The organism is Cognatishimia coralii (assembly GCF_037478305.1).
Taxonomy (GTDB): domain Bacteria; phylum Pseudomonadota; class Alphaproteobacteria; order Rhodobacterales; family Rhodobacteraceae; genus Cognatishimia; species Cognatishimia coralii.
In genome coordinates this window covers 165,793-189,807 of the sequence record NZ_JBBGAZ010000007.1, presented here as the reverse complement: position 1 = coordinate 189,807, position 24,015 = coordinate 165,793, and the positions used below count along the sequence as shown (strand labels likewise).

Below are 24,015 nucleotides of genomic sequence, written 5' to 3'. Positions count from 1 at the left end.
ATCAACGGCGGCCTGAGCCTCGGCGCGGCTTTCCACATAGGGCACCATGATGGTCTGCGCGCCCAAATCGAGAACGCGCTTGATGAGCACGGTGTCATTGCCGGCAACCCGCACGGCTGCCGAGGTCAGAGGATAGGCCGCGAGCGCTTGCAAGGCCGGCAGAGCGGCTGTGGCCTCAATCGGGCTGTGCTCGCAGTCGATCATGACCCAGTCATAACCCGCGTTGCCCAGCATCTCTGTGACACCGCTTTCGCCGATAGAGTTCCAGATGCCAAACTGATGCGTCCCGGCCTTCAGTCCCGCTTTGAAAAGGTTCTTTGGGTTCTTCATGACGCCTCCTCAACTCTCATGGCGGCCAGGGTATGTTCCAGACCGCGCAGAATATGGCGTTTCAGCACAGTCGCGGCCTCAGCATCATCGCGCAAGGAGGGTATCAAGAATATGGACCTTGCGACGCAAGACATCTTTAGCACAAAGGCGATCCTCTAGGATCGCGCGCTTCAGAGACTTGAGATCACGGCAAAACGCACCTTTGGATCTATGCACTAGCCTTCCAGCGCGGATCAGTCGCGTGCTATTGAGATGCGGTTCTCTACTTTTTGCCAACGAGTTTATCGGCATGTGCCGCCGCCCAATCGTGCATTGCCCGTAGCAGCGGGATCAGGCTTTGACCCAGCGGTGTCAAACTATACTCCACATGTGGCGGGATCGTCTTGAAGTCTTTGCGCGAGACAATCCCGGCCTCTTGCAACTCATTTAGCTGTCGCGTCAGCGTGCGATGCGTGATGTTGCCAAGATTGCGCTGAAGTTGGTTAAATCGGGACGTTTCTTGCGCCAACCAATAGATCACGAGCAATTTCCACTTGCCCGAGATTGCTTCAATCAGCGGTTCGACGAGGCAATTCTCGTCGGGTTCGAGCTGTGCCATTACAGTATCCTCAATGATCGTACTTGTCGTTTTGATCTTGCATTTCTAAGTAAGCTTCAGACACAGGAAACACAATGAGGATCGTAATGCCGTCTGCCGAGCCACGCCCCACTTCTCGGCAAAAGGTGACTCTTTGCCGCCAAAGGCAATTAGGTCACAAGACACATGAAAGGTAAGGCGCACTTCATCCCCAAATACCGCAAAGCATTTCGGCGATAGAGACAACACCCTAAGGAAAAGTCCGATGACAGGCATTGATCTTCCTAAATACCCGACACGTCACGGCTATATGACCGAGCGCATTCAAGAGGCCTATATCAAGTCGGCCGTCGAGAAAGAACTGCTGCCTGCCGAAGCGCATCGCATGCCCGAAGTCGTGTCCTTGACAGCACCGAGCGACACATCCAAGCCCATCCATTTCTGGCAGCTATACTCCATTCTGGGTCAGGAGCCGATTGTTGGCATCGTGAGCCGTTTCTATGAGCGTGTCTTCGCAGATGAACCCTGGTTCGTCTCCGTTTTTGAACGGGTCGGAGGCCTGAAGCACCACATCGTGACTCAGGCATCTATGTGGATCGACGTCATGGGGGGGGGCCCTTACTATCACGGTGGCGAATATCGCCTGAGCTTTCACCATACACACAACGCTATGGCCCTCATGAACGACAAAGGGGCCGAGCGCTGGGTGACGCTCATGCGTCAGACGTTGGAGGATTCTGCGGATTTGATGACGGACGATCCGCGCGTACGTCAAAGCATCAACACGTTTCTTGCGTTTTTTATGACCAAATATGCCGACGAATTCGCGTTTGAGGATCGCCATATCTTTGGCGAAACCAATCCCCCACTGAAACGCCGCATCAACTTGATGAGAATGACCACTGAAGCCATTGAAAGCCTGAGCCAGCAAGAGCTGAGCGATGCCCTTGCAGAGCGCGGTGTGGATGTTTCGCAATATCAGGACAAACGCGCACTGGTCGAAAAAGCGCTGATGTTGTGATGCATGGCGAAGGGGAAAGTGGCGGAGGAGGTGTCCGTCAAAACGGATCGCCACACTTCATTTTTTTTTAATTTATTTCAGAAATTTACGGGGAATTTCTCGTCCCACGAAAATGTGGTTCATGCGGAATTTCATGCGGGATTTCGCGAACACGAGTAAGCAACATTCCCGCAACTCGGATTGCCGAAAATCATTGCGAAGTTCTGTTCGAACCAAAATCGATAAGTTGAACTTCCCCAGCCTCATTCGAGCGCAGTCAGCCAACCAAATTTAAGATCCCGCCAACTGGTAACAAGCCCACGAGGCAAGACGAAGGCTATTTCTGACTCTCAATATTTCTTTCGCAGCCCCTACCCGATTCAACCGGATGTTTTCTAGATCGAACCCGAAGCTGTTTCCTTGACGCAGCGGCTCAAAATTATCATATTCGAATTTAATAATTCGTATGAGGTCTGCCATGAATTTCTCACGTAGACGGGTTCTAAACCACGCTCTAGCTGCTCCTTTCGCCTGTGCATTACCCCGATTTGCCAAATCAGAAATCGCTTTAGGAAGCGCATCTCTTACTACGGTGAGCGACGGAAGCCTGATACTCCCTGGAAGCTTCATATTTGAACCGATGCCGCAAGATCAGTTGGACGATGTCCTTTCGGAGTTTGGCGTTTCGAAAGACCGCCTGACACCCGAATGCAATCTGGCGCTTTATCGAGATGGAGAAAACACCGTATTATTTGACGTGGGTTCGGGGCCAGATTTCATGCCAAGCGCAGGCACGATCGTGGACAGCCTGGATGCGCTTGGATTGGCTCCGGAAGACATCACCCATGTGGTTTTCACGCATGCGCACCCGGATCACATTTGGGGGCTTCTTGACGAGTTCGATGACCCACTGTTCTACGACGCAACTTACATGATGGGTCGACAAGAGTGGGATTATTGGTGGAATCCCGAGACCGTCTCAACCATCGGTGAGGCCCGCGCGGCTTTCGCGGTTGGCGCTAAGCGACGGATGGAGGCGATTGAAGATTCTGTTGTCCTATTTGACGACGGATCGGAGATTCTTCCGGGGATCGCCGCAGTTTCCTCGCCCGGGCATACTCCGGGGCATATGGGATTTGAAATTCGAAACGGGTCCAACGCAGCGCTTGTTGTTGGTGATGCAATCGGCAACCATCATGTCGCGTTTCAACGTCCCTCCTGGGAAAGCGGATCAGATCAGGACGCAGCGCTGGCCGTCAAAACGCGGCAGATGCTTTTTGATCGGCTGACCTCAGAAGACCTTACGCTGATTGGGTTCCATTTGCCCGACGGTGGCATGGGCAAAGTCGAGCCGTATCGCGATGGTTATCGGTTTATTGGGATCTGATGATGCGCTATGTCCTTCCTTTCATTTTTTTCGCGTCACCACTTCTGGCCAGCGAAGATATTTCGGATCAGTACCCTGCATCTGCGCTTTATTCCAAACCCATCGAAGTCATCCCTCATATTTGGTCTGCAATCGGTGCGACAGCTCCACCGACTTATGAAAACACGGGGCATAACAACAACCTAAGCTTCATTGTCACCGGTGACGGCGTCATTGTTGTTAACGGCGGCGCAGCCTATGTGTTGGCGCAAGCGCTGCATCAAGAGATCAAAGCAATCACGGATCAGCCGGTCAAATTGGTGATCAATGAAAATGGCCAAGGGCATGCCATGTTGGGCAACTCCTATTGGTCTGAGCTTGGCGTCCCTATTCTCGCCCATGTCGATGCAGCGCATGAAATTGCCGAGCGCGGTCCGTTCATTCTCGAGAATATGAAACGCTACAATCGTGACAAATCGGAAGGCACGTTCATCGCGGCCCCGACCATTACCTTTGAAGATAAGTATTCAATTGAAATGGGGTCTTACACGATAGAGGTGCTTCATCTCGGTCCAGCACATGGCCCCGGGGATATTCAGGTCTGGTTGCCGGAACAAAGCCTTGTTATCGCCGGTGACATGGCCTTTCACCAGCGTATGCTTCCGATCTTTGAAGACACGATTGTCTATGACTGGATCGAAACCTGGGAAACCGGGTTTGAAGCGTTGAATGCTACATATGTGATACCGGGACATGGCACGCCAACGAATATGGACCAGGTCCGTCGCTATACGCGTGACTACCTGGTGTATCTTCGCGAGAAAATTGGTGAGCACCTAGACAATGGTGGCGATCTCGCTGAAGCCTACTACGTTGATCAGAGCCCCTATAGACACCTCGATACGTTCGAGGAACTGGCGACCAGAAACGCCGGTCGCGTGTATGAGCAGATGGAGTTCGAGTGAGCAAGTCAGTCGCGAAACCAAGCTATTCCTTTAGGCACATGCACTTTATGTGGTTCAGCGCGGTTCTTTTGGTGGTGATCCTGAAAGCTGGCCAGTTGCTTGCCGAAGCTCCGATCATGAGTGCCGAGCAAGCTTTGGAAAGCGTAGCATCAGGAGACATCGTGTTGATCGACATTCGCTCGGAGCAGGAATGGAAAGAAAGCGGGCTGGCTGCGGGCGCGTGGCCCATTTCAATGCACCGCCCTGATTTCGCAACGCAACTCCAGACGCTGTTGGCTCAATACGCCCCTGAAAAGATCGCACTCATCTGCGCAACGGGCGGACGCTCATCCTATATCGCAGAGGTGCTGGAGCGTAACGGCATCACAGGCATCGTGGACGTATCTGAAGGCATGTTCGGCAATCAGCGCGGCACAGGGTGGATTGAAAAGGGCCTTCCCCTGGTTGATCTAAAAGACGCAGCGGATGCCTATGACGCCGCACGCGACACTTGGGCGGCTACGAACTAAGGTCTTCAAATCCACCTGCGTGTTTGCACCAAATAGGCCTCGGCTTCGCCTCCAAAGGTTTCCTTGAGTAGCTCTTCTTCAATCGCGGCAAAACGTGCATCCAACACGCGCCACAGTGCAAGCGTGACGAATAGACCAAATACGGAGCCCGCGCCCAATGCAGAGGCCGCTGTGAGCATCACAAGCGCAAGATAGATTGGGTTCCGAGACACCTTGTATGGCCCTTCAACAATAAGGGCCTTGGGCGTGTGATGCGGCTCGATTGGTGTTTTCTTTCGCCAAAACAAAATGGCCGACCACATGATCAATGCGAGCGCTGCCGCAAAAATCACACGCGAAAGGAATTCCAAAATGGCGATCTCAGCGTGCAGCCCAGGTGCGACCCAACGAAACGCATGAATGAGAGCAATACTCGCGACCCACCAGATCGGTGGAATATCCGGAAACCCTTTCACTATTGCGCTGCCATAGGCGCGCGTGCGAGCTCACATTGCGTCCAGAGGTCCTCAAGCGCGGACACCAGCCTTTCCACATCCTCAATGCTGTGAACAGGGGATGGCGTGATCCTAAGGCGTTCAGTGCCTTTTGGGACGGTCGGATAGTTTATGGGCTGGATATAGATGCCGTACCTCTTAAGCAGCGTGTCCGAGATAAACTTACATTTTCCCGGATCACCGACAACCACGGGGATGATGTGACTTGGATTGTCGATATGCGGCAGTCCGATCGCATCCAGCCGCGCGCGCACTTCGGCCACGCGAGCCTGATGGGTCTCTCGCTCTGTGCGACTGTTCTTTAGGTGTTTGACAGAGGCCGCCGCCCCTGCCGCAACCGAGGGCGGTAGGGCGGTTGTAAAAATGAACCCGCTGGAAAACGATCTAATAAAGTCGCAGAGCTTAGACGAAGCGGCAATATATCCCCCCACGACACCAAAAGCCTTACCCAACGTGCCCTCGATAACTGTGATCCGATCCATCAAACCACGCTCTTCTGCGATCCCACCACCCCGATGACCATAGAGCCCGACAGCATGAACCTCATCCAGATATGTCATCGCCCCATATTTATCCGCCAGATCACAGATTTCCTTGATTGGCGCGATATCACCATCCATGGAATAGACGCTTTCAAAGGCGATGAGCTTTGGTTGCTCTTTTGGGAGCGCCCGCAACTTCGCCTCTAAGTCGGCAACATCATTGTGTTTCCAGATCACTTTCTGGGCGCGCGAATGACGGATGCCTTCGATCATTGAGGCATGGTTTAGCGCGTCCGATAGCACAACGCAGTTTGGTATCTTTGAGGCCAAAGTTCCCAAAGCCGCCCAATTGGAAACATAGCCCGACGTAAACAGCAAAGCGGCCTCTTTGCCATGCAGGTCTGCGAGCTCTTTCTCCAAGAGTACATGCGCATGCGTGGTGCCCGAAATGTTGCGGGTGCCCCCTGCCCCGGCTCCGGTTCGATCTAGTGCGTCATGCATCGCGGCAAGCACCGCAGGATGCTGCCCCATTCCCAGATAGTCGTTTGAGCACCAAATCGTCACCTCGCCCGGACCATTGTGACACGTGGCATTTGGAAATGCGCCGCGGTGGCGCTCTAACTCTGCAAACTCGCGATAGTTGCCGTCGTTCTTTAGCGATTGCAGTTGCTGTTCGAAAAAGGCTTCAAAATCCATCAGAACGCACTCGCTTCTGTCACAATATCCTGCAGCAGCGCTTGGATTTTTTGCATAGGCCCCTCGGGATAGGTCCGGTGTCCAATGGAGACGTCGCCGTTTTTCTCGGTGACGAAAATTCCGTATGGACAGAATTGGATATTGTTGGGATCTGCCTCCATCACCTCTCGGGACAGGACAGCAGAACAGAAAAGAAAGATGTCGGCCGCGTCAAAGATTGCGGCATCGCTCCCAACATCTGCTCCGGTTCGGTTCAGCATGTCTCCGACGTGACTGACGTAATCAATCACAAGCCCTCGATCCACGATCGCGCTTTCAACGGCAAAAGTCGCGTCTTCGAAACTCCCGTCGTACGGAACGAGCACAGGCGCCTCAGAAATTGCCGGCGTGGCGAGCAACAACAGGGGCAGCACAATGTTGCGCATGGCGAACCTCAACAATTTGGAAAACCCGGGCCACAACAGGCCCGGGTTTTATAGTTCTAGCCAAACATGTCGGCTGTGATACCGGAATACCAGCCTTCGGATTCTTCGTAAGTCGCTTTACGAACATCCGCGGATTCACCTGTCTGAGAGATGAACCCGTCAACCTTGGCGATCTTCTCAGCCGTCGCTTCATAGGTCGCGCCCACTTTGACACCGTCATTGGTGTCAATCAGCGACCAGCACGTGTTGGAGAACTTGGCCGGGAACACTTTCGACCCTGTCAGCGCACCGCGTACCGCGTTTGCACAGACTTTCGCCTGAGAGTTCGCAGAGAAGCCAGACTTCGGCATATCGCCTTGTTGAGAGGCATCGCCCAGGACGTAAACGTCAGGATCAGCTTTGGTGGACATGTCTACCGCGTTGACCGGAGCCCAGTTGCCGTCGGTTACGCCCGCGATATCCGCGATTTTGCCCGCTTTCATGGCAGGGATCACGTTACAAACGTCCACTTTGTTGACGTCACCGTCGATGGACAGAGTCATCGCATCGGCATCAACAGCAACATTGCCGCCACCGAAGTCTTCGCCGACCCATTCGATCATTCCATCATAGTGGTTTGACCAACCTTCTTGGAACAGTCCCATCTTAGAGAACTTTGGCTTCGGATCGGCAATCAGGATCTTGGCCGTAGGGTTATTGTTCTTAAGGTAGTGGGCAACCATCGAAATCCGCTCGTATGGCCCGGGAGGGCAACGATACGGGTTTGGAGGCGCAACCATTGCAAAGGTGCCGCCTTGTGGCATTGCCATCAGTTGAGCTTTCAAAAGCTCAGTCTGGGACCCTGCTTTGTAAGCATGCGGCATTGCGTTTTGCGAGGTGATGTCCCAACCAGGAACCGACATATCGACGAAATCGATACCGGGGCTCAGGATCAACTTGTCGTACTTCAACGTTGAGCCGCCAGCCAGAGTCACTGTCTTGGTGTCACGATCAACGCCAATTGCCCAGTCGTGAACAACATTCACGCCATTCGCTGCGAGCCCACCATAGGTGTGGCCCAGATCGTCCATCTCTTTAAACCCACCAAGATAGAGGTTTGAGAAGAAGCACGTGTAATATTTGCGGGTTGGTTCAACCAAGGTGACGTCGATTTCACCTTTGCTGTCCTTGGCAATGTAACGCGCAGCGGTCGCACCGCCGGCACCACCACCGATGACGACAACCCGTGGCTTACCATGACCTGCACCCAGAACCATTGGTGCCGCAAGCGTTGCCGAAGCGGCCACCGTCGTTCCTAGGAAAGTCCTTCTGTTCATAGTCATATTGGGGTCTCCTCCCTTTTATTTTCGCCTCAGTTCCCGAGGCTTTTGAAATACGCGGCCAAGGCTGCGATTTCGTCATTGGCCAATCGGCCGGTAATCATCTGCATGACTGGGTTTTCGCGGTGCTTTTCCTTGTAGGCGTGCATTGCGATCACAAAGTCTTCAGTTTCCCACCCGATAATCGAAGGTATGCCGTCGTTGCCGCCATTTGCCTGGTGGCAGGTTGTGCATTCTGACCCTAAATACTCCCCATATTCAGGGTCCCCTTCGATCGCCAGGATCTCTTTCGAAACGGTAAAGGCCGTCTCAGGGGCCGCAGCTTGCGCGGCGCCTTCGCCACTAGCGAAAGCTATTCAGGTACGCGACAATCGCTTCCTGATCTCCTTTCTTCTTGAGGCCTGAGAAGGCCATTTTGGTCCCTTTGATGTAGGACTTCGGCTTTGCTAGAAACGCGGCGAGAGACTCTTCATCCCAAACGCGCCCTTCTTCCATCAACGCTTTGAAAGCGTTGGAATATCTAAAGCCGTCAACCGAACCCACCGTGCGCCCAATCAGGCCGTTCAACTGAGGGCCGGACTTGTTCTTGGCACCATCACCGACTTCGTGGCAGGCCTTACACTTCTTGAAGACTTTTTCACCAGCCGCGATCAGTTCCGCGCCGGCATCAGCGCCCTTTGCAGGCTCGGCCGCAGCCTCCTGAGCCGCAGGCGCTTCGGGCTTCGCAGTAGACGCTGGGATGAACGAAGGACCATTCGCCGTGAAAGACGGAATCCCCTCGAGTGAACTGTGGTTCATCACAGAATTCGATCCCCCTTCTGGGGGCGTTTCCACCAGAAAAACAGAGCGCATCGTTACGGCAACTTCGTCTTTACAGTTGCTCATACAGGGCTCGGCGCGCCATTCCGCATATTCCAGCTCAGGCCGATCATCGATCACAAAGCCCTTGGCGTTGTACATGTCGAAATCCGAGAAATTTTCGTTGGAAAGAACGAAGTCGTCATCCACCAAGTCGTTCGAATACAGGATGTAAGCCACAATCGCGTAGGTCTCATCGGCGGTCAGCGTGCCCGCTTCCCCAAAGGGCATAGAGCGGTTGATATAGTCCCAGGCAGTCGAAAGATGTGGCCAATAGGAACCGACAGTTTTGACTGGGTCTTCGTCGGCGAGCGTGTCAAAGCCCCCTGCCAGAACCGGCCAATTGTCTACACCCTCAGCGAAATCACCATGGCAAGACCCGCAACGCTCGGCAAAAACTTCCTCGCCGGTCCAAACGTCACCCTGTCCAGCAGGGAGCCCGCGACCGTCTGGCAAGACATCCACGTCCCATGCGGCAATTTCTTCAGCCAGCGCAGCGCGTCCAAGGCCAAATGTTCCCTCGGAAACCGGCGCTAGTGCGGTCAGAGTTGCGGTCACTGTAGCCGCTTCGGCTTTGGTGGCTTCGAGTTCGAGGGCCAATGCAGACGCAAGCTGTTTGGACTCTGCGGCATGCGCATCAACCTGCGCAATTCTGCCCTCCAGCATCGACATGCGGTCGTCAGCGTATTCGCGGTTTGACATAACCAACGCCACGGCGATGACCAATGAGATCCCACCAAAGGCCGGCAGATAAATCTGATTAAGAGACTTCGACATTCTCGGCCACCCCTTCTACGTTGACGTACCAAGTCTGGATACAGTTGTTGTGATAAACGGCGTTTTCGCCGCGCTGCTCGCGCAGTTGATCTTTCGTGGGTTGCACATAGCCGGTTTCATCCATCGCGCGGGATTGCAGGAGCATCGGCGCGCCATCCCATTCGGTGTCCAGATAGAACCGTGTCAGCGCTTTGGTGTCGCCCTGTTTGCCTAAACGCGCGGTTTCCCAGGTAATCCCGCCATCTTTGGAAACATCGACGCGCGTAATCTGGCCATGGCCTGACCAAGCGAGACCGGAAATCACAAGCGGGCCTGTGCCATGTGTGATAGGCATCTGTGGGCTGGGAGAGGTAATCACAGATTTCGCATCCATGACCCAGGTCCATTTGCGGGCGGTACCGTCCTCATACACGTCCGTGTATTTGGAGGTTTCTTCGCGGCTTTCGACAGCGGTATCAACGACCTCAATTCGACGCAGCCATTTCACCCACATATTGCCTTCCCAGCCGGGCACAACAAGGCGCACTGGATAACCGTGCTCCATCCGCAGCGCTTCGCCATTGGCCTTGAACGCGACGAGAACGTCATCAAGCGCCTTTTCCATTGGGATGGAACGGCCATTGGAAGATGCATCCGCACCTTCTACATAGACCCATTTATCAGACGATATGTCCGCACCCGCCTCTTGGAGCAGTGTCCGCAAAGGCACGCCGGTATATTCCATATTGTGGATCATACCATGGGTGAACTGAGCACCATTCAACTGAGCTCCAGCCCATTCCATCCCTGTGTTGGCCGCGCATTCACAGAAGTATACGTGGTTTTCACGCGGGAAACGCTCGATGTCTTCGTAGGTGAACACCAAGGGGCGATCGACCAAGCCATTGATCATCAGGCGATAGTCTTCTTTACGCAGCTCAATGGCGCCCGAGTGATGACGCTCAAAAGCACAGCCTTGTGGTGTAATCGTTCCATCCAGAGCATGGATCGGCGTGAAGTTGATCGAGGAAATGGGTGAGGCTGTGAGCCATTCCACATTGCGACGCACGACATGGGATTCATACTGGATCGGCATGCCATAGGGCGTTTCATCAACCCCCGCACCGGTGTACGACGCCCAGTCCTGCAATTCGGTGATCAAAGGATCTGGCGTCTGCGCCCCAGCAGCGCCAGCAACGGTGCCAGCTGCGGCAGCGGCGCTTCCCCTTAGGAAGGCTCGGCGGGATGGCTTTGACAGCTTGTTCATTCGTCTCAAAGTCTCCGAGGATTAAATGCCGACAACGTCGACGCTGTTGTTGTCTTGCACCGTGACCGTACCCAGCTTGCGAATGTGGCTTTCAACCACATCCCAAATCTGAGGGCCTTCGGTGCCTTCATTCACGCTGGCCCAACCGGCCACGACATAAGATTTTGAAGGGTCAATCTGCTCGCCAGTCGACAAGAGCGTCATGTTAGAAATGCGCTCACCTTGAGGCTTGCTCACGTCGACGCGGTAGCCGAGGCCACCCGTGCGCACCATATCACCACCCTGCTGGTAATATGGGTCGGGGTTAAAGATGTTATCGGCGACGTCTTCGAGTACAACCTTCAGGAATTCGCCTTTCATTTCAGTGCGGTACGCTTCGCCATATGTCATTGAGGTCACGCCCCAGATGTCTTCGCGGGTAATATCCTGACCTGCGATGAGGCTTGGGCCCCAACGCACCCCCGGGCTCAGAGCAATCTCAGCATCGCGTTCGCTGATCAGCGCATCGCAAATCACATCGTCCCACGTGCCATTGAAGTTGCCGCGACGGTAGAGTGTGCTATCGGTCTTGCCGATCACTTCACCCATCGCCGCCTCATACGGCGCGCGCTGCGCGTCAATCAGGGCGGAAACTTCTGGATCTGGCGCAATAACGTCCGAGAAAATTGGGATGAGCTTCGTGCGATAGCCCATCATCTGCCCATCGCGAATGTCCAGATCAACGCGGCTCACGAACTTACCATTCGACCCTGAAGGTACGATGATCGTCTTACCAACCAAAACCGGTTCTGGCAGCGCATCATGCGTGTGACCTGACAGGATCACATCAATCCCTGGCACAACGCTGGCCATTTTTTTATCAACGTCAAAGCCGTTGTGGCTTAGCACGACCACACATTCCGCGCCCATGGAACGCACTTCTTCCACCATCGCCGCCATGTTCTCATCTCGAATCCCAAATGAGTACTCGGGGAACATCCACCGCGGATTGGCGATCGGCATGTATGGGAAAGCCTGCCCGATAACGGCGATTTTTGTGCCGCCACGCTCAAACATTTTGTAAGGCGGGAAGAGTTCAGTCGGCTCGTCCCATTCTGCATCAAAAATATTCTGGCCAAGCGCTGCAAACGGAAGGCTTTCGACAATCTCATTGACCCGGTCGCTGCCAAGGGTGAATTCCCAGTGGAACGTCATCGCATCTGGTTTGAGCGCGTTCATGACGTTGACCATGTCCTGACCCTGAGTGTGATAGGTCGTATAGGAGCCGTGCCACGTATCACCGCCATCGAGCAGGATCGCATCCGGCCGATCCGCGCGAATTGCGTTTATCACTGTCGCAACACGATCCATTCCGCCGACGCGCCCGTACCCCTCTGCCAAAGCAGCAAAGTCACCGGAACTTAGCGCATAGTGGCTCGGGCTTCCGTCATTGATGCCATAAAGCTTGCGAAAGTCCGCCCCCGTCACATGCGGCACTGCACCCTTATTTGAACCAACACCAATGTTGATGGACGGCTCGCGGAAATAGATCGGTTTAAGTTGCCCATGGATGTCCGTCACATGGATCAGCGACACATTTCCATAGGTGTCAAAGTTCAACAGTTGATCTTGCGTGAGCTTTTGCTGGGCCGCCAGTCGTGCCCAGTTTCCAAACCCCGACGCCCCAAGAAGCGCTGAGGCCGCCATGCTGACTTGCAGAAAGTCTCGACGTGAGATCATTGACTTCTCTTTCTCATATTCGAATTCGTTAATATGTAAAACGCATGAAAACCCCAGAACTCACGCTCCGGGGCCTTCAGAACTAGTTACGTACAGAAGGAGTCTCGACGGATAGGCCTTGCCCACGAGATGCGATGTACAGCTCAAGCGCTTTGAACTCTTCGCTACCTTCGGCGTAAGGCGTCGCGCGAATATTGCTCATGCACCCTTTGAACCGACCGTGGATCGAGTTCAGCTTTGCGTTTTTCAAACGATAGGTCGGGAAGCCATTGATCTGACCCTGGCTGAGGTGGTCCGCACGGATCATCACGCCGTAATTGTCTTCGTGGCAGTTAGAGCAAGCCATATCAAGCTGCCCAACACGTTGGTAATACAGCTCTTTGCCGGCTTCCCAATGGGCCGCTGCGTCTCCGTCGATCGCGACGTTCATAGGCATACCCCGCGATTGCAGGCCAATCAGCGCGGTCATCGCTGTCATGCTGCCGCTAGACCACTTCCAGGGCTCTGCGCCCATATGCTCAACACGGCTTTTGTTGATGAGATCTTCGAGCGTTACTAGCTTGCCATCCTCGACCCGCGGAAGCGTTGCGCGCAAACCGGCAAAGTCCTCTATCGAGTGACAAGACGCGCAGGCTTTCCCCTGAGATCCATCCTCTGTTGCCCAGATTTCTTCTGCCTGTTCCACAAAGACGAAAGCGGGATTGTCAAAGTCGTCCATTTCTAGCGCCTGTGTCTCAGGTGCCCGGAAGCGCCAGCCAGAATAGATGGTGTCGACATTTTCCATGTGTGATGGCGCGGCGATCTCTGTCACCATTGGTACGCCATCAATCATCAAATTGCTGGCATCCTGTGCGGACGCCACCGACCCAAAGATCGCAATCGCGGCGGATGTAACCCACAGTCTAGCTTGCATTGTATTCCTCCCTCGTCGAAGATCTAAGCCCTTACGAAACGCTGATTTTTTTCGCTGTTTCGTAGACAGATCCATCGTCGTCATACCACGTGAACTTGAACTCACCGCTTTCCGGCACAACTGCGTCGAACTGGAAATAAGGGTTGGTCGAGATTGCTGGCTCCAGCGCCACATCAATCACACTTTGCCCATTAAATTCGGCGACAAAGCGGTTGATGATTGAACGTGGGATTGTATTGCCGTCTGCGTCTTTACGCTGGCCGCTTTCCATCTTGTGGCTGATCAAGGTTTTGATCGTAATCGTGTCGCCCGCAGCTGCGGTCTTTGGTACTTTGACGCGTGGTTTTACACCAGATGCCATGATAATTCTCCTTACCGCTTTTAGCCGCCGCAGCCGCCGATTGTGACCTTCACGTTGGCCTTCGCCATCTGGAAAGATCCATCTTCCATTTTTGCCACAGCAATCACATTTTGCGTGGACGCCAAACGAATTCGCGTGGACGCGCTACGCGACGCACTCAGCGGTCCGAACTTGAACGTTGCGACGTTCGGAGTTGGGTTGCCGTCCGCATACAAGGTAACCTCGACAGCGCCCGGCGCATCGACACCGATTGGCACAGTGTTGCCGTTCTCCGCGATTTCCGGAGCGGTCAGGGAAATAGCCCCCTCACCCAGTTCTGCGCCACCCGTCAATGCTGCGATTGCATCGTCTGCCAAGCTTGCAAAAGCTGGCAGAGCGGACAGGCTCGCCATTGCAAAGCTGCCAGTTCCAAGCGCGAGGAGGTCTCGCCGTGTTAGTTTCATGTTACTCTCCATTTCAGGAAATCATTCTTCTTTCAGCGTAAGTAGATACGCGACGACATCTTCAACTTGCTGAGCTGTCAGGATGCTTTTGCCCTCGAATTTCTCGAGCGGGCGTGTGTAGCCGGCATCGATATAGAACGCAGGCATGATGGTATCTTCGAACATCATTTTCGCGTTGCTCACGATCCCGCGCAGCTCTGCTGCGGTCCAACGATCAGCCACGCCATCCAGAGGCGGCCCAACCTCACCGTGGAAGCTTTGTTCGTCCAGGTCGGCATTCATATGACAGGCGAGGCAATTACCTTGCTTTCTATTGGCGAACACCTTGCGGCCGTTGACCGCGTCGCCTGCTGAACCGGTCAATGCATCCGAGACCGCACCATCAGAAAAGGCAACTTTTTGTGGGGTGACATCTGCCGCTATCGCAACAGACGCGCACATTATCAGGCCAACGCCATATCCAATCGCTTGGTTCATAACCCCTCCCTAGGTCGATTCCGTGCCTTGGTTAGAAGTACACTACGGTACACCTGCAATTTCATGCAACAACAAATTCGCTTTTATGAATTTTTTCATATGTTCGCTGTTGCAGAATTTTTTGAAATTTTATTTCGCGATTGCAGAATTTCACCCCTTCTGTTCCGCGAACTTTCGGGCGTGGTACTTTTGAAAGGGCTCGTCGCCAAGATACCCCTCTTCGACGACCCAGGTTAGCATGTTCAATGTCGTCCATCTGCCAAAAGCTCCGGGCATATGAGCGACCGCCGCTTGTGTGGCAACGGCATCCTGAGGCACTTCGGTTGGGAAAAAGTAAATACTGGGCGTAAACAATGCGCCCCACCGTTTGACCATGTCTTTTTCTGGGAGGGTTGTGCCGTCGAAATCAGTCACTTCGACATCTCCGAACATATTGATCTGCACGACAAAGAAGTTCTCGGTGATAAAATCGTGAATTGCGGGAACAGGGAACACTTCTTCATGCATTTTGGTGCAATAGATACAGCCGCGCTGTTCGACCATGACCATAAGCCGCTTGCCTTCGGCGTTTGCTTCTTCCAGGTCTTCACGCAAATCTTTGAATGTGTCGCGCATCCAAGGCGTTTTGTGCAGACCGTCGTCGCCAATCTCTGCGGCGACAAGTGCCCCACCCCAGATCACAAGCACCAAACCTAACAGGAAACGTTTCATCGCAAGTCCTCCATTATCCAATCGTGGCGAACCACGGAATATGTCTCAGCATCCATTCGGCAATGACGTTCACCGAATTCGTCGCAATCAAAAAACCAAACACGACCAGCAAAACACCGGTGATCTTCTCGACCGTCCCAAGATGTTTTCGGAACTTTGACATCCACCGCATGAATGGCCCGACAAACAAAGCCGCAAGCACGAATGGGGCTGTCATCCCGACCCCATAGGCAAAGAGCAAACTGGCCCCATGCGAGGCTGTTTCTTGACCGGCAGCCGTAAACAAGATCGCTGCCAAAACTGGACCAACACAGGGCGTCCAACCAAATGCGAAAGCCAGCCCTATGACATAGGCACCGAGGTATCCCACATTGCTGGTACTTCCGACATCTGCCCGAAACTGACGGTAAAGAATGCCAATCTTGAATATCCCTAGGAAGTGGAGCCCCATTGCAAGGATGATCGCAGCAGCAGCCCAACGCAAAACATCAAAATATTGCCGAACCAACTCACCAAAAACTGTCGCAGTTGCGCCCAGAGCCACAAAAATCGTGATCACGCCCAGCGCAAAACAAATCGCTGACAGAACCGCGCGAATCCGCACAGATCTGGGAATTTCAGCATCCGCTGAGATTTGGTTCATCCCCACGCCAGCGAGGTAACTCAGGTAAAACGGAACAATTGGCAGGATGCAGGGTGACAAAAATGACAACAAACCTGCCACCAATGCCCCAAAAAGCGTGACATCGAACATGAAACGCCCCTCCTCGCCTTGTCATATTCACAAATTATATTATGTTTGAGTTAATAAATGCGTCAACAAGAGTTTCATTGTGAAAACGTTCTTGGCATCAATCACCGCCCTTTGGATGGCGACAACGGCTTTTGCCGAACCTTATCTGCTGATGGCGGAAGAGGATGGGTGCTATTGGTGTGAGCGTTGGAACAAGGAAATCTCTGAGATTTATCCGAAGACACCGGAAGGACACGCCGCCCCTCTTCAGCGTGCTGACATACACGCTTTGCCTGAGAGCGTTTCGTTTGAGCGCCGCGTACACTTTACGCCAACGTTTATCCTGATCGACAACGACAAAGAAATCGCGCGGATCGAAGGCTATCCCGGAGAAGATTTTTTCTGGGGATTGCTGGGAATGATGCTCGAAAAAGCCGAAATACCCTACAAAAATGCTGGTTAATACCCTATGAACCAAAACATGACACAGCAAATCGAAACGAGCACACCGCGCCTACCCGTGTTTGACAAGAACATGTGCGCGAGTGAAATGGATCGCATGGCCGAAAATGCGGTCAATGCAGCGAACTTCCTTAAGGCCCTTGGCCACGAAGGTCGCCTGATGATCCTGTGCCACCTCGTCACCGGCGAAAAGTCCGTTACAGAGCTCGAAGAGCTGTTGTCCTCTCGCCAATCAGCGGTATCGCAACAGCTGACTCGACTACGCCTGGAAGGCTTTGTAACCCCACGCCGGGACGGCAAGACCATCTACTACAGCTTGACAGATGATCGGCCGAAGCAAATCATGGAGATCGTCTACGATCTGTTTTGTCGTAGCGAGTAATCGCGCGCGTAGGTGCGTTTGGTTTTGGGAGGAACCAAATGCTTGAATGGTTTGGCGAAGGTAATTTTGCTGCATTGGTAGGACTGCTGGGCGGGATTGCCCTTGGTCTGGCCGCGCGCATCGGGCGGTTTTGCACACTTGGCGCGATTGAAGACTTCCTTTACGGCGACAGCACTGCGCGCTTGAGAATGTGGGCAATTGCAATCGGCGTCGCTGTTGTTTCCACCCATGTCGCCATTGGATTTCAGCTTTTTGTACCATCAGATGCGGCCTATCTCGACCGCGTTTGGAACCCATTGGGCACCATAGTTGGTGGGCTGATGTTTGGGTACGGGATGGCTCTTAGCGGGAATTGCGGTTACGGCGCACTCGCCCGTTTAGGAGGCGGTGATCTGCGGGCGTTTGTGATCATCCTGGTTATGGGACTTTCGGCCTATTTCGTAATGTCAGGTCCTTTGGCAACAACGCGCGTCTGGCTCTTTCCCGTAGAGACCGATGCGACTTCCCCGCAGGGATTCTCGCAGTTACTTGAAATCTTTGGCATCAAAGCAGCCTATTCTGGCGTGGCAATCGGCTTGGCTATTCTGGCCGGAACACTCTTTTTCTTTAAAGAGTCTCTACCCGCGAAATCCATATTCTGGGGATCGGTGGTCGGCCTTGCTGTCGCATCCGGTTGGATCGGCACCACATGGATTGCTGAAAACGGATTTGCCGTCGAACCGGTCGAGACGCATACATTTGCGGCGCCGATTGGTGATACGATCTTTTACTTCATGACGGCCTCGGGCAATGAACTGTCGTTCAGCGTGGGCTCCATACTCGGTGTGCTCATTGGCGCAGCCATGGGCTCTTATTCCAAAGGCCATTTCCGTTGGGAGGCTTGCGAAGACCCTCGCGAACTCAAGCGTCAAATACTGGGAGCCAGCATCATGGGCCCGGGCGCGATCCTGGCTGTCGGTTGCAGTGTCGGCCAAGGCATTTCTGCGTTTTCGACCCTCGCATTTAGCGCACCGGTCGCGTTGCTCTCGATCTTCATCGGATGCGCATTTGGTTTGAGACAGCTGATCGTCGGTTTCTCGGCGACCTCCAGTTGACGCGGCTACAGAGGGTGGTGAGTTTTGTATTTGGTTCATTATTGAATCCAAACGCAATTCTCCGGTCGAGATCAGTCGTGGGTCAATTCCCGAAACGCATCATTCTGTGACAGGAACACCTTCCCGTTCAGCTGCTCAAGGAGGTGACCACGTTTCAACCGGTCCATCACAGGTCCTTTAACTTCAGAGAAGTGCAATCCGACCCCAATCTCGCCTAGTCTGAAGTTTATCGCTTCGAGGCTTTCCAACGCCGAATAGTCCACCTCATTTACGGCAGAAAACATAAGCACAACGTGCTTGATGTCTGTCCTCTCAGATACGCGGTTCTGCACAAGATCTTCCAGAAAACGCGCATTAGCAAAGTACAGGCTTTCGTCCACGCGCAACGTCAACAAACTTGGATGCGTCTGAACATCATGGCGCAGAACGTTTCTGAAATGCTCGGTACCGGGGACACGGCCGACCTCTGCCACATGCGGGCGTGACGTTTTGTAAAGATGCAGCAGAACAGAGATTATGACTCCGGCGGCCACCCCAACCTCAACCCCTAGCCCAAGGGTTAACAGAATAGTCGCCGCGACCGCCGAAAAATCCGCGTGCGCATAGGACCAGGTCGTCTTTAAGATCGACAGGTCAACGAGGCTCAGAACTGCAACAATGATCGTCGCTGCCAGCGTCGCGTTTGGTAGGTAATAGACCAGCGGTGTTAGAGCCAGCGCGGCGATTGCAAGGCCAATGGCTGTGTAGATACCTGCTGCTGGTGTCTCGGCACCCGCGTCAAAGTTCACAACAGACCGGGCAAACCCGCCAGTGACAGGGTAGCCACCGGTAAAGGCCGCCCCCATGTTCGCAGCGCCAAGACCGATCAATTCCTGGTCCGGATCGATGCGCTGCCGTTTCTTGGCTGCCAGTGTTTGAGCAACAGAAACAGATTCCACGAAGCCGATGACCGAGATCAGGATCGCTGGCAGAAGCAACGCGCCCAACAATTCCGGGGCGAACCCAGGCAGGGTCAGCGGCGGCAGGCTCTGTGGAACCTCGCCCACGATCTTTACGCCTTGGGTCTGCAGCTCAAAGGCCCAGACTGCCACGGTCGTGGCGATGACGGCAAAGACGGGCCCGGCCTTTGTCAGCACATCGGCGAGCTTCTCAGGCGCGCCAAGCTTCAGCAGAAAGGGTTTAAAATGCTTGCGCACCCAAAACAGAAACGAGATCGACAGCCCGCCGAGCCCCAATGTGATCCAATTGATGTCTCCCAAATGCGTGGCGAGCGACAGCAGCATTTCCGGCAGAGTATCACCGTGGCCACTAACTCCCAGAATGTGCTTGAACTGACTTGTGGCAATTAGGATGCCCGAGGCTGTGATGAAGCCAGCGATGACGGGATGACTCAGAAAGTTCGCCAGAAATCCCAGTCGAAGGACACCCATCACCAGCAAGAACCCACCCGACAGAAAGGCCAAAGTCAGTGCGGCAATGGCATAGCCTGCTGTGCCCTGCTCGGCCACCTGCCCCACCGCGGATGCCGTTAGCAGCGAGACAACGGCAACAGGGCCAACCGCCAGCGCTTTGCTGGTGCCAAACAGGGCATAAAGGACTATCGGCGCGATGGAGGCATAAAGCCCTGCTTCTGGCGGAAGCCCTGCCAATAGTGCATAGGCCAGCGACTGGGGTATCAGCATGATCGTGACAATGACCGCTGCAATAAGATCTGCAGACAGTTCCTTACGACCGTAGCGACGCCCCCAGGACAGGACTGGCATGTATCGCGTGATATCCATTTGCTTTAATTTGCCGGCTGAAGGGCCTGCCAGAGCATTCCGGCACGTTTACCAGTGCGGCAATAGCCAAGCACCGACCCGCTCAATCCTTCCATTGCCTTTTCAAAAGCTGCATGGTCAGCCTCAGTGGCTCCGGTGGGGTCTACAGGCACGTATCTCGCGGTAAGGCCAATTTCATCGGCTGCAGCGGCAATTTCGGCAAAGTCTGGCTGATCTTCGCCTTCACCGTCAGGGCGGGCACAAATGATGGCCTTAAAGCCCTGCGCCTTTATCGCATCCAGATCATCCACAGAAATCTGTGCCGTTGTGGCAAAGTGGTCTGACAGTCGGGTGAGTTCCATTTGGGTCTACTCCTATAGCTTATTAACTGGGACTTTGAGCATCGGGTTGCCGTCGGAATCCGTCGGCACCTCACCTGCGCGCATGTTGACCTGCAACGACGGCACAATGAGTTTGGGCATGGCCAGCTGCGCGTCGCGCTCTTCGCGGAACTGCACAAACTGCGCGCGGGTTTTGCCGCCACCGACGTGGATGTTGTGTGCTTTTTCCTCTGCCACGGTTGTTTCCCACGCGATGTCTCGCCCATTGGGACCGTAGTCATGACACATGAAGAGCCGCATTTCGTCGGGCAGCGACAGCACCTTCTGAATGCTATCATAGAGCGTTCCCGCATCACCGCCGGGGAAGTCAGCCCGTGCTGATCCGCCGTCCGGCATGAAAAGCGTGTCACCAACAAAGGCCGCATTGCCCATCACATGCACCATACAAGCCGGAGTGTGGCCAGGCGTGTACATCGCGACGGCCTGCATATTGCCGATTTGATAGGTATCGCCGTCTTCGAACAAAGCATCAAACTGTGAGCCATCCCGCTGGAATTCGGTCCCCTCGTTGAAGACCTTGCCAAAGGTTTCTTGCACAACGGTGATCTGCGCACCTACGCCGATCTTGCCGCCAAGCTTTTCCTGAATGTAAGGCGCCGCGCTTAGGTGGTCCGCATGTACATGCGTTTCGATGATCCACTCCAGCTTGAGGCCTTGCGCTTCAATCTGCCGGATCAGCGTGTCGGCGTGGTCGAAAGTGATACGACCCGCGGCGTAATCGATGTCCATCACGCTATCGATGATGGCAGCAGAGGGGCTTGTAGGGTCCTTCACAATGTAACTAATCGTGTTGGTCGTTTCATCGAAAAAGGCCTGGACCTCGGGGATGATCGTCATATCAACCTTGTATGTCATCTGGATTTCCTTTCAGGCGAGATTGGATTTCGGTATTCAAAACCGTTCGTCCTAGACTGGGGGTTAACTGCGCGCGCGGAGCCTAGTGTCCGCGGCCTTGTTCCATCATCATCTGATGAACAGCCGCCATACCTCGGTCAGCCATGGCTGTGACTTCGGCCGCGTGCAGCTGCATGGCTTCGACCACATCCGGATTGTCTGAGGTTTGAACTACGACCAAACCGACATCCTCCACCGAGACCGTCGACGAAATTTCGTCCCCATGCAGGAAGAACATTTCAAGCGTGGGGCTTTGAATGATGATCTTTGGGTCATCCTTTGCGTGAACGCGATCGATCATGCCAACAGCGTGACTGACGAGAGCATCCATGACAGCTGTATCGCTTGATCGGGTGACCGTTCTGATACCATTCGGCAGATTTTCGACCTCGCGAGTGATTGTCTCGAAGTTGCGGAAGAGTGTGGCCAGCTCGGCGCTTTCTTCGGCAGAAGCATTTTCACCACGCAGGCCCGGCATATTCACTTCGTCATGCACATGGGTTCCGGTCCCGTGGCCATGCATGCTCTGGGCAACTAGGAAACCACCTACACCCGCTCCGACAATGGCAACAGCGATCAGGCTGTAAAGGACGCTCCGTTTCATACCGCACACCTCTCAAAGCAGACTAGGACCGGCACTCTTTGACCAAGCCCAAGGGCTATTTCGCCTCCAAAAGAAGCAAAGTGGGTAAGTACAGTTTCCATGTGGTCACTCCGGTGAATCAGCTTAGTGATTGAATACCGGCATTGCCCTAAGGCTTCAGTGACAATGTCACCTTGGCGTTTTCGAGCTAGACGCTTTCTGCCAAGCGTTTGAGTTCACTCATATTTAAAATGGAAATCTGACCGCGTGTCTGCCCGATCAGGTTTCGTTTCTGGAAATCATTCAAGATCCGCGAAACAACCTCACGCGCGGTACCCAATTCACCGGCCAAGGTCTGATGGGTGACTTTCAGCTGTAGGTCTTCGTCTGCCAGATCCAGAAGTCTTTGCGCAAGACGCACATCCATCCGTCCAAAGGCCACGTCATCAACAACACGCAGTAAATCAATCAAGCGTCTCGAATAGGCCTGAAAAACAAAGGCGCGAAAGCTGTCTTCTTCCGACGCAAGCCTGTCGAACGAGGGTTTTGGTAAGGTGATCGCAACGACCTCAGTCTCAGCGACGCCTTCAGCATTGTAAGCCTCTTCCGAGAGCATGCAGGCTGTCGTCAACACGCAGCTTTCGCCAGCCTCGACCCTATAAAGAACGATCTCACGGCCACTCTCGGAGGATTGAGAGACGCGAATGCACCCCGAGTATAGAAACATGAGACTGTCCGGAATATTTTCCGGGCCGAACACCTCGGTGCCCTTTGCAAACTTGACCACACGTGCCTCACGCAGAAGCTTGTCACGCACATTGCGCGGCAAGTTTCGCGTCCCGACAAAGCTTTCTGTCCAATCTTCAATCGACATACAAATGTCCTTAGTTGAAGGGCCACAGAGTTTGAAGTGCCATCTCGAATGTACAAAATTCCACCGCCTATACACAATACGCGTACCGGTTCCTGTCGCAATTGAGAAAGCCCGAGGCAAATAGGTTCAAGTCACGGCTATTATACCACCCGTCCGCTTCTATTGGTTGGATTGAGTCCGAGTTTTCCAACCCAAACCTCAATAGGCAAAATAGACGGTTTACAGGGACGGATGACAATTCTTGGCATGGTCATTGGATAGCAAGCATACCCAGACTAGCATGCATTTCAGCGCTTTGCTTTTGCGTAGTGCTGGGTCAGTCGTTGCTACCTCAAACCTCGCCAACAATGGGCCCACGATTTACCTCGAGCGCTCTACAATTCGCACGCGGTTTGAACTAACAGCCTAGGTTACTTTCGGCCCAAAGCGGACTTTGTTAAAGTAGCTATCTTTTTTGTTTCTGTGGCGGACATGCGGTGTTTCAAGCGCCTGGTTTAAGGCGTCTTCCATTTCTTGGGCTTAGAGCAAGACCAATTCGTTAGGAAAGGCTCATTCTTGCTCATCGTAGGCCTGCAGCCCTCTCGCTAAGCAATACGATCATTCTCAAATGCTGCATGAGCTGTTGCTTGTCTTTCGCAAAATCTTTTGCCGCGCGGGCTGAGCGTTGTATGTACTCGGCGAGGTCTTCGGGGTTTGTTCCTGCGTCCCTAAGTGCGGTCTCGTAGGGGTCCAGAACGTCCTTTATGACAGCCTGAAACCTGATCGCTGTAACCTCGAGTTCTTCTTTGGTGGCCGAATTAACGCCATCGATGATGTCTTGAGCGTTCGGCGTGGCCCGGACCATGTCGAAGCCCACCACCACCATCTTGTCCAGAACGAATCTGAGTCGCTCGGATAGACCCTCGATTTTATTTAATCCCTTCTCGATCTCAGCAAGTGCAACGTCCGTATAGACCACAATGTGCGTCTTCAGAATATCCTCTTTGCTGCGGAAAGCTTTGTAGAGCGTTTGCCGAGAAATCCCTGCTTCTTCAGCCACATCGCTCATGCTCGCGCGCTTGTAACCGAACCGAACGAAGACACGTTCGGCAGCGCTTAGAATGTTTTTTTCTCTCTCGTTCATACGTTACATGTTGACAAGTTTGGGATGATTGTCAATATTGA

At 53.7% G+C, this 24,015-nt stretch carries 29 protein-coding genes; 7 read left to right on the top strand and 22 right to left on the bottom strand.

Annotated features, from left to right (window positions below; genetic code table 11):
- On the bottom strand, positions 1-330 hold a 330-nt coding region (locus WG622_RS13710; RefSeq protein WP_339404130.1), incomplete at its 3' end, for an aldolase/citrate lyase family protein.
- A gap of 262 nt (positions 331-592) precedes the next feature.
- On the bottom strand, positions 593-928 hold the full coding sequence (locus WG622_RS13705) for a winged helix-turn-helix transcriptional regulator (protein WP_339404129.1): 336 nt from the start codon (positions 926-928) through the stop codon (positions 593-595).
- A 244-nt stretch (positions 929-1,172) separates the two neighbouring features.
- Here WG622_RS13705 and WG622_RS13700 point away from each other — a divergent pair, with 244 nt between their 5' ends.
- The 4 genes from WG622_RS13700 to WG622_RS13685 all read left to right on the top strand — a co-directional run bounded on the left by WG622_RS13700 (position 1,173) and on the right by WG622_RS13685 (position 4,747).
- A complete protein-coding gene (locus WG622_RS13700; RefSeq protein WP_339404128.1) occupies positions 1,173-1,928 on the top strand; it encodes a globin domain-containing protein in 756 nt (251 codons plus the stop codon).
- 457 nt (positions 1,929-2,385) lie between these two features.
- On the top strand, positions 2,386-3,294 hold the full coding sequence (locus WG622_RS13695) for an MBL fold metallo-hydrolase (protein WP_438839171.1): 909 nt from the start codon (positions 2,386-2,388) through the stop codon (positions 3,292-3,294).
- Positions 3,294-4,238, top strand: coding sequence for an MBL fold metallo-hydrolase (locus WG622_RS13690; RefSeq protein ID WP_339404126.1), 945 nt, complete (start codon positions 3,294-3,296; stop codon positions 4,236-4,238). Before WG622_RS13695 ends, WG622_RS13690 begins: the two co-directional genes overlap by 1 nt.
- Positions 4,235-4,747, top strand: a complete 513-nt coding sequence (locus tag WG622_RS13685; protein WP_339404125.1) for a rhodanese-like domain-containing protein — start codon at positions 4,235-4,237, stop codon at positions 4,745-4,747. Before WG622_RS13690 ends, WG622_RS13685 begins: the two co-directional genes overlap by 4 nt.
- Positions 4,748-4,752: 5 nt before the next feature.
- Here the strand turns inward: WG622_RS13685 and WG622_RS13680 are convergent, their stop codons facing one another.
- The 14 genes from WG622_RS13680 to WG622_RS13615 all read right to left on the bottom strand — a co-directional run bounded on the left by WG622_RS13680 (position 4,753) and on the right by WG622_RS13615 (position 16,422).
- A complete protein-coding gene (locus tag WG622_RS13680) occupies positions 4,753-5,202 on the bottom strand; it encodes a methyltransferase family protein (protein WP_339404124.1) in 450 nt (149 codons plus the stop codon).
- Positions 5,202-6,419, bottom strand: a complete 1,218-nt coding sequence (gene hemA, locus WG622_RS13675; protein ID WP_339404123.1) for a 5-aminolevulinate synthase — start codon at positions 6,417-6,419, stop codon at positions 5,202-5,204. Before hemA ends, WG622_RS13680 begins: the two co-directional genes overlap by 1 nt.
- A complete protein-coding gene (locus WG622_RS13670; protein ID WP_339404122.1) occupies positions 6,419-6,844 on the bottom strand; it encodes a DUF302 domain-containing protein in 426 nt (141 codons plus the stop codon). Before WG622_RS13670 ends, hemA begins: the two co-directional genes overlap by 1 nt.
- 56 nt (positions 6,845-6,900) lie before the next feature.
- A complete protein-coding gene (locus tag WG622_RS13665) occupies positions 6,901-8,166 on the bottom strand; it encodes an FCSD flavin-binding domain-containing protein (protein WP_339404121.1) in 1,266 nt (421 codons plus the stop codon).
- Between the two features lie 29 nt (positions 8,167-8,195).
- Positions 8,196-8,345, bottom strand: a complete 150-nt coding sequence (locus tag WG622_RS13660; protein ID WP_339404132.1) for a c-type cytochrome — start codon at positions 8,343-8,345, stop codon at positions 8,196-8,198.
- 160 nt (positions 8,346-8,505) lie between these two features.
- Positions 8,506-9,798, bottom strand: coding sequence for a c-type cytochrome (locus WG622_RS13655; RefSeq protein ID WP_339404120.1), 1,293 nt, complete (start codon positions 9,796-9,798; stop codon positions 8,506-8,508).
- Entirely contained in the window at positions 9,782-11,044 is a 1,263-nt protein-coding gene (gene soxC / locus WG622_RS13650; RefSeq protein WP_209355865.1) for a sulfite dehydrogenase, read from the bottom strand. Before soxC ends, WG622_RS13655 begins: the two co-directional genes overlap by 17 nt.
- 21 nt (positions 11,045-11,065) lie before the next feature.
- Positions 11,066-12,763, bottom strand: a complete 1,698-nt coding sequence (gene soxB, locus WG622_RS13645) for a thiosulfohydrolase SoxB (RefSeq protein ID WP_339404119.1) — start codon at positions 12,761-12,763, stop codon at positions 11,066-11,068.
- Positions 12,764-12,845: 82 nt separating this feature from the next.
- Positions 12,846-13,676 carry a sulfur oxidation c-type cytochrome SoxA gene (gene soxA / locus WG622_RS13640; RefSeq protein ID WP_339404118.1) on the bottom strand — a complete coding sequence of 277 codons (831 nt, stop codon included), beginning with the start codon at positions 13,674-13,676 and terminating at the stop codon, positions 12,846-12,848.
- A 31-nt stretch (positions 13,677-13,707) separates the two neighbouring features.
- Positions 13,708-14,037, bottom strand: coding sequence for a thiosulfate oxidation carrier complex protein SoxZ (gene soxZ / locus WG622_RS13635; RefSeq protein ID WP_209355862.1), 330 nt, complete (start codon positions 14,035-14,037; stop codon positions 13,708-13,710).
- Between the two features lie 20 nt (positions 14,038-14,057).
- Positions 14,058-14,480 (bottom strand): thiosulfate oxidation carrier protein SoxY, encoded by a 423-nt coding sequence (gene soxY, locus WG622_RS13630; protein WP_339404117.1) that lies wholly within the window; start codon positions 14,478-14,480, stop codon positions 14,058-14,060.
- Positions 14,481-14,501: 21 nt separating this feature from the next.
- Complete coding sequence (soxX, locus tag WG622_RS13625; RefSeq protein ID WP_339404116.1) at positions 14,502-14,957, bottom strand: sulfur oxidation c-type cytochrome SoxX; 456 nt, start codon at positions 14,955-14,957, stop codon at positions 14,502-14,504.
- Between the two features lie 150 nt (positions 14,958-15,107).
- Positions 15,108-15,668 (bottom strand): thioredoxin family protein, encoded by a 561-nt coding sequence (locus tag WG622_RS13620; protein WP_339404115.1) that lies wholly within the window; start codon positions 15,666-15,668, stop codon positions 15,108-15,110.
- A gap of 13 nt (positions 15,669-15,681) precedes the next feature.
- On the bottom strand, positions 15,682-16,422 hold the full coding sequence (locus WG622_RS13615) for a cytochrome c biogenesis CcdA family protein (protein WP_339404114.1): 741 nt from the start codon (positions 16,420-16,422) through the stop codon (positions 15,682-15,684).
- A gap of 79 nt (positions 16,423-16,501) precedes the next feature.
- Here WG622_RS13615 and WG622_RS13610 point away from each other — a divergent pair, with 79 nt between their 5' ends.
- Genes WG622_RS13610 through WG622_RS13600 form a run of 3 tightly spaced genes read left to right on the top strand, consistent with a single transcriptional unit; the run spans position 16,502 to position 18,339 of the window.
- Entirely contained in the window at positions 16,502-16,864 is a 363-nt protein-coding gene (locus WG622_RS13610) for a thioredoxin domain-containing protein (protein ID WP_438839170.1), read from the top strand.
- 18 nt (positions 16,865-16,882) lie between these two features.
- Entirely contained in the window at positions 16,883-17,245 is a 363-nt protein-coding gene (locus WG622_RS13605; RefSeq protein ID WP_339404113.1) for an ArsR/SmtB family transcription factor, read from the top strand.
- A 38-nt stretch (positions 17,246-17,283) separates the two neighbouring features.
- Complete coding sequence (locus WG622_RS13600) at positions 17,284-18,339, top strand: YeeE/YedE family protein (RefSeq protein ID WP_339404112.1); 1,056 nt, start codon at positions 17,284-17,286, stop codon at positions 18,337-18,339.
- A gap of 71 nt (positions 18,340-18,410) precedes the next feature.
- Here the strand turns inward: WG622_RS13600 and WG622_RS13595 are convergent, their stop codons facing one another.
- The 6 genes from WG622_RS13595 to WG622_RS13570 form a co-directional block, all read right to left on the bottom strand.
- Complete coding sequence (locus tag WG622_RS13595) at positions 18,411-20,102, bottom strand: SulP family inorganic anion transporter (protein WP_339404111.1); 1,692 nt, start codon at positions 20,100-20,102, stop codon at positions 18,411-18,413.
- A 23-nt stretch (positions 20,103-20,125) separates the two neighbouring features.
- Positions 20,126-20,461: a protein tyrosine phosphatase family protein gene (locus WG622_RS13590; protein WP_339404110.1), complete on the bottom strand. Its 336-nt coding sequence runs from the start codon at positions 20,459-20,461 to the stop codon at positions 20,126-20,128.
- Between the two features lie 12 nt (positions 20,462-20,473).
- Positions 20,474-21,355 (bottom strand): MBL fold metallo-hydrolase, encoded by an 882-nt coding sequence (locus WG622_RS13585; RefSeq protein WP_339404109.1) that lies wholly within the window; start codon positions 21,353-21,355, stop codon positions 20,474-20,476.
- Positions 21,356-21,437: 82 nt separating this feature from the next.
- Positions 21,438-21,998 carry a hypothetical protein gene (locus tag WG622_RS13580; RefSeq protein WP_339404108.1) on the bottom strand — a complete coding sequence of 187 codons (561 nt, stop codon included), beginning with the start codon at positions 21,996-21,998 and terminating at the stop codon, positions 21,438-21,440.
- Between the two features lie 187 nt (positions 21,999-22,185).
- The gene (locus tag WG622_RS13575; protein WP_339404107.1) at positions 22,186-22,851 is read right to left on the bottom strand and encodes a Crp/Fnr family transcriptional regulator; all 666 of its coding nucleotides are present in this window, start codon (positions 22,849-22,851) and stop codon (positions 22,186-22,188) included.
- A gap of 559 nt (positions 22,852-23,410) precedes the next feature.
- On the bottom strand, positions 23,411-23,974 hold the full coding sequence (locus tag WG622_RS13570; RefSeq protein WP_339404106.1) for a TetR/AcrR family transcriptional regulator: 564 nt from the start codon (positions 23,972-23,974) through the stop codon (positions 23,411-23,413).
- Positions 23,975-24,015: the final 41 nt, after the last annotated feature.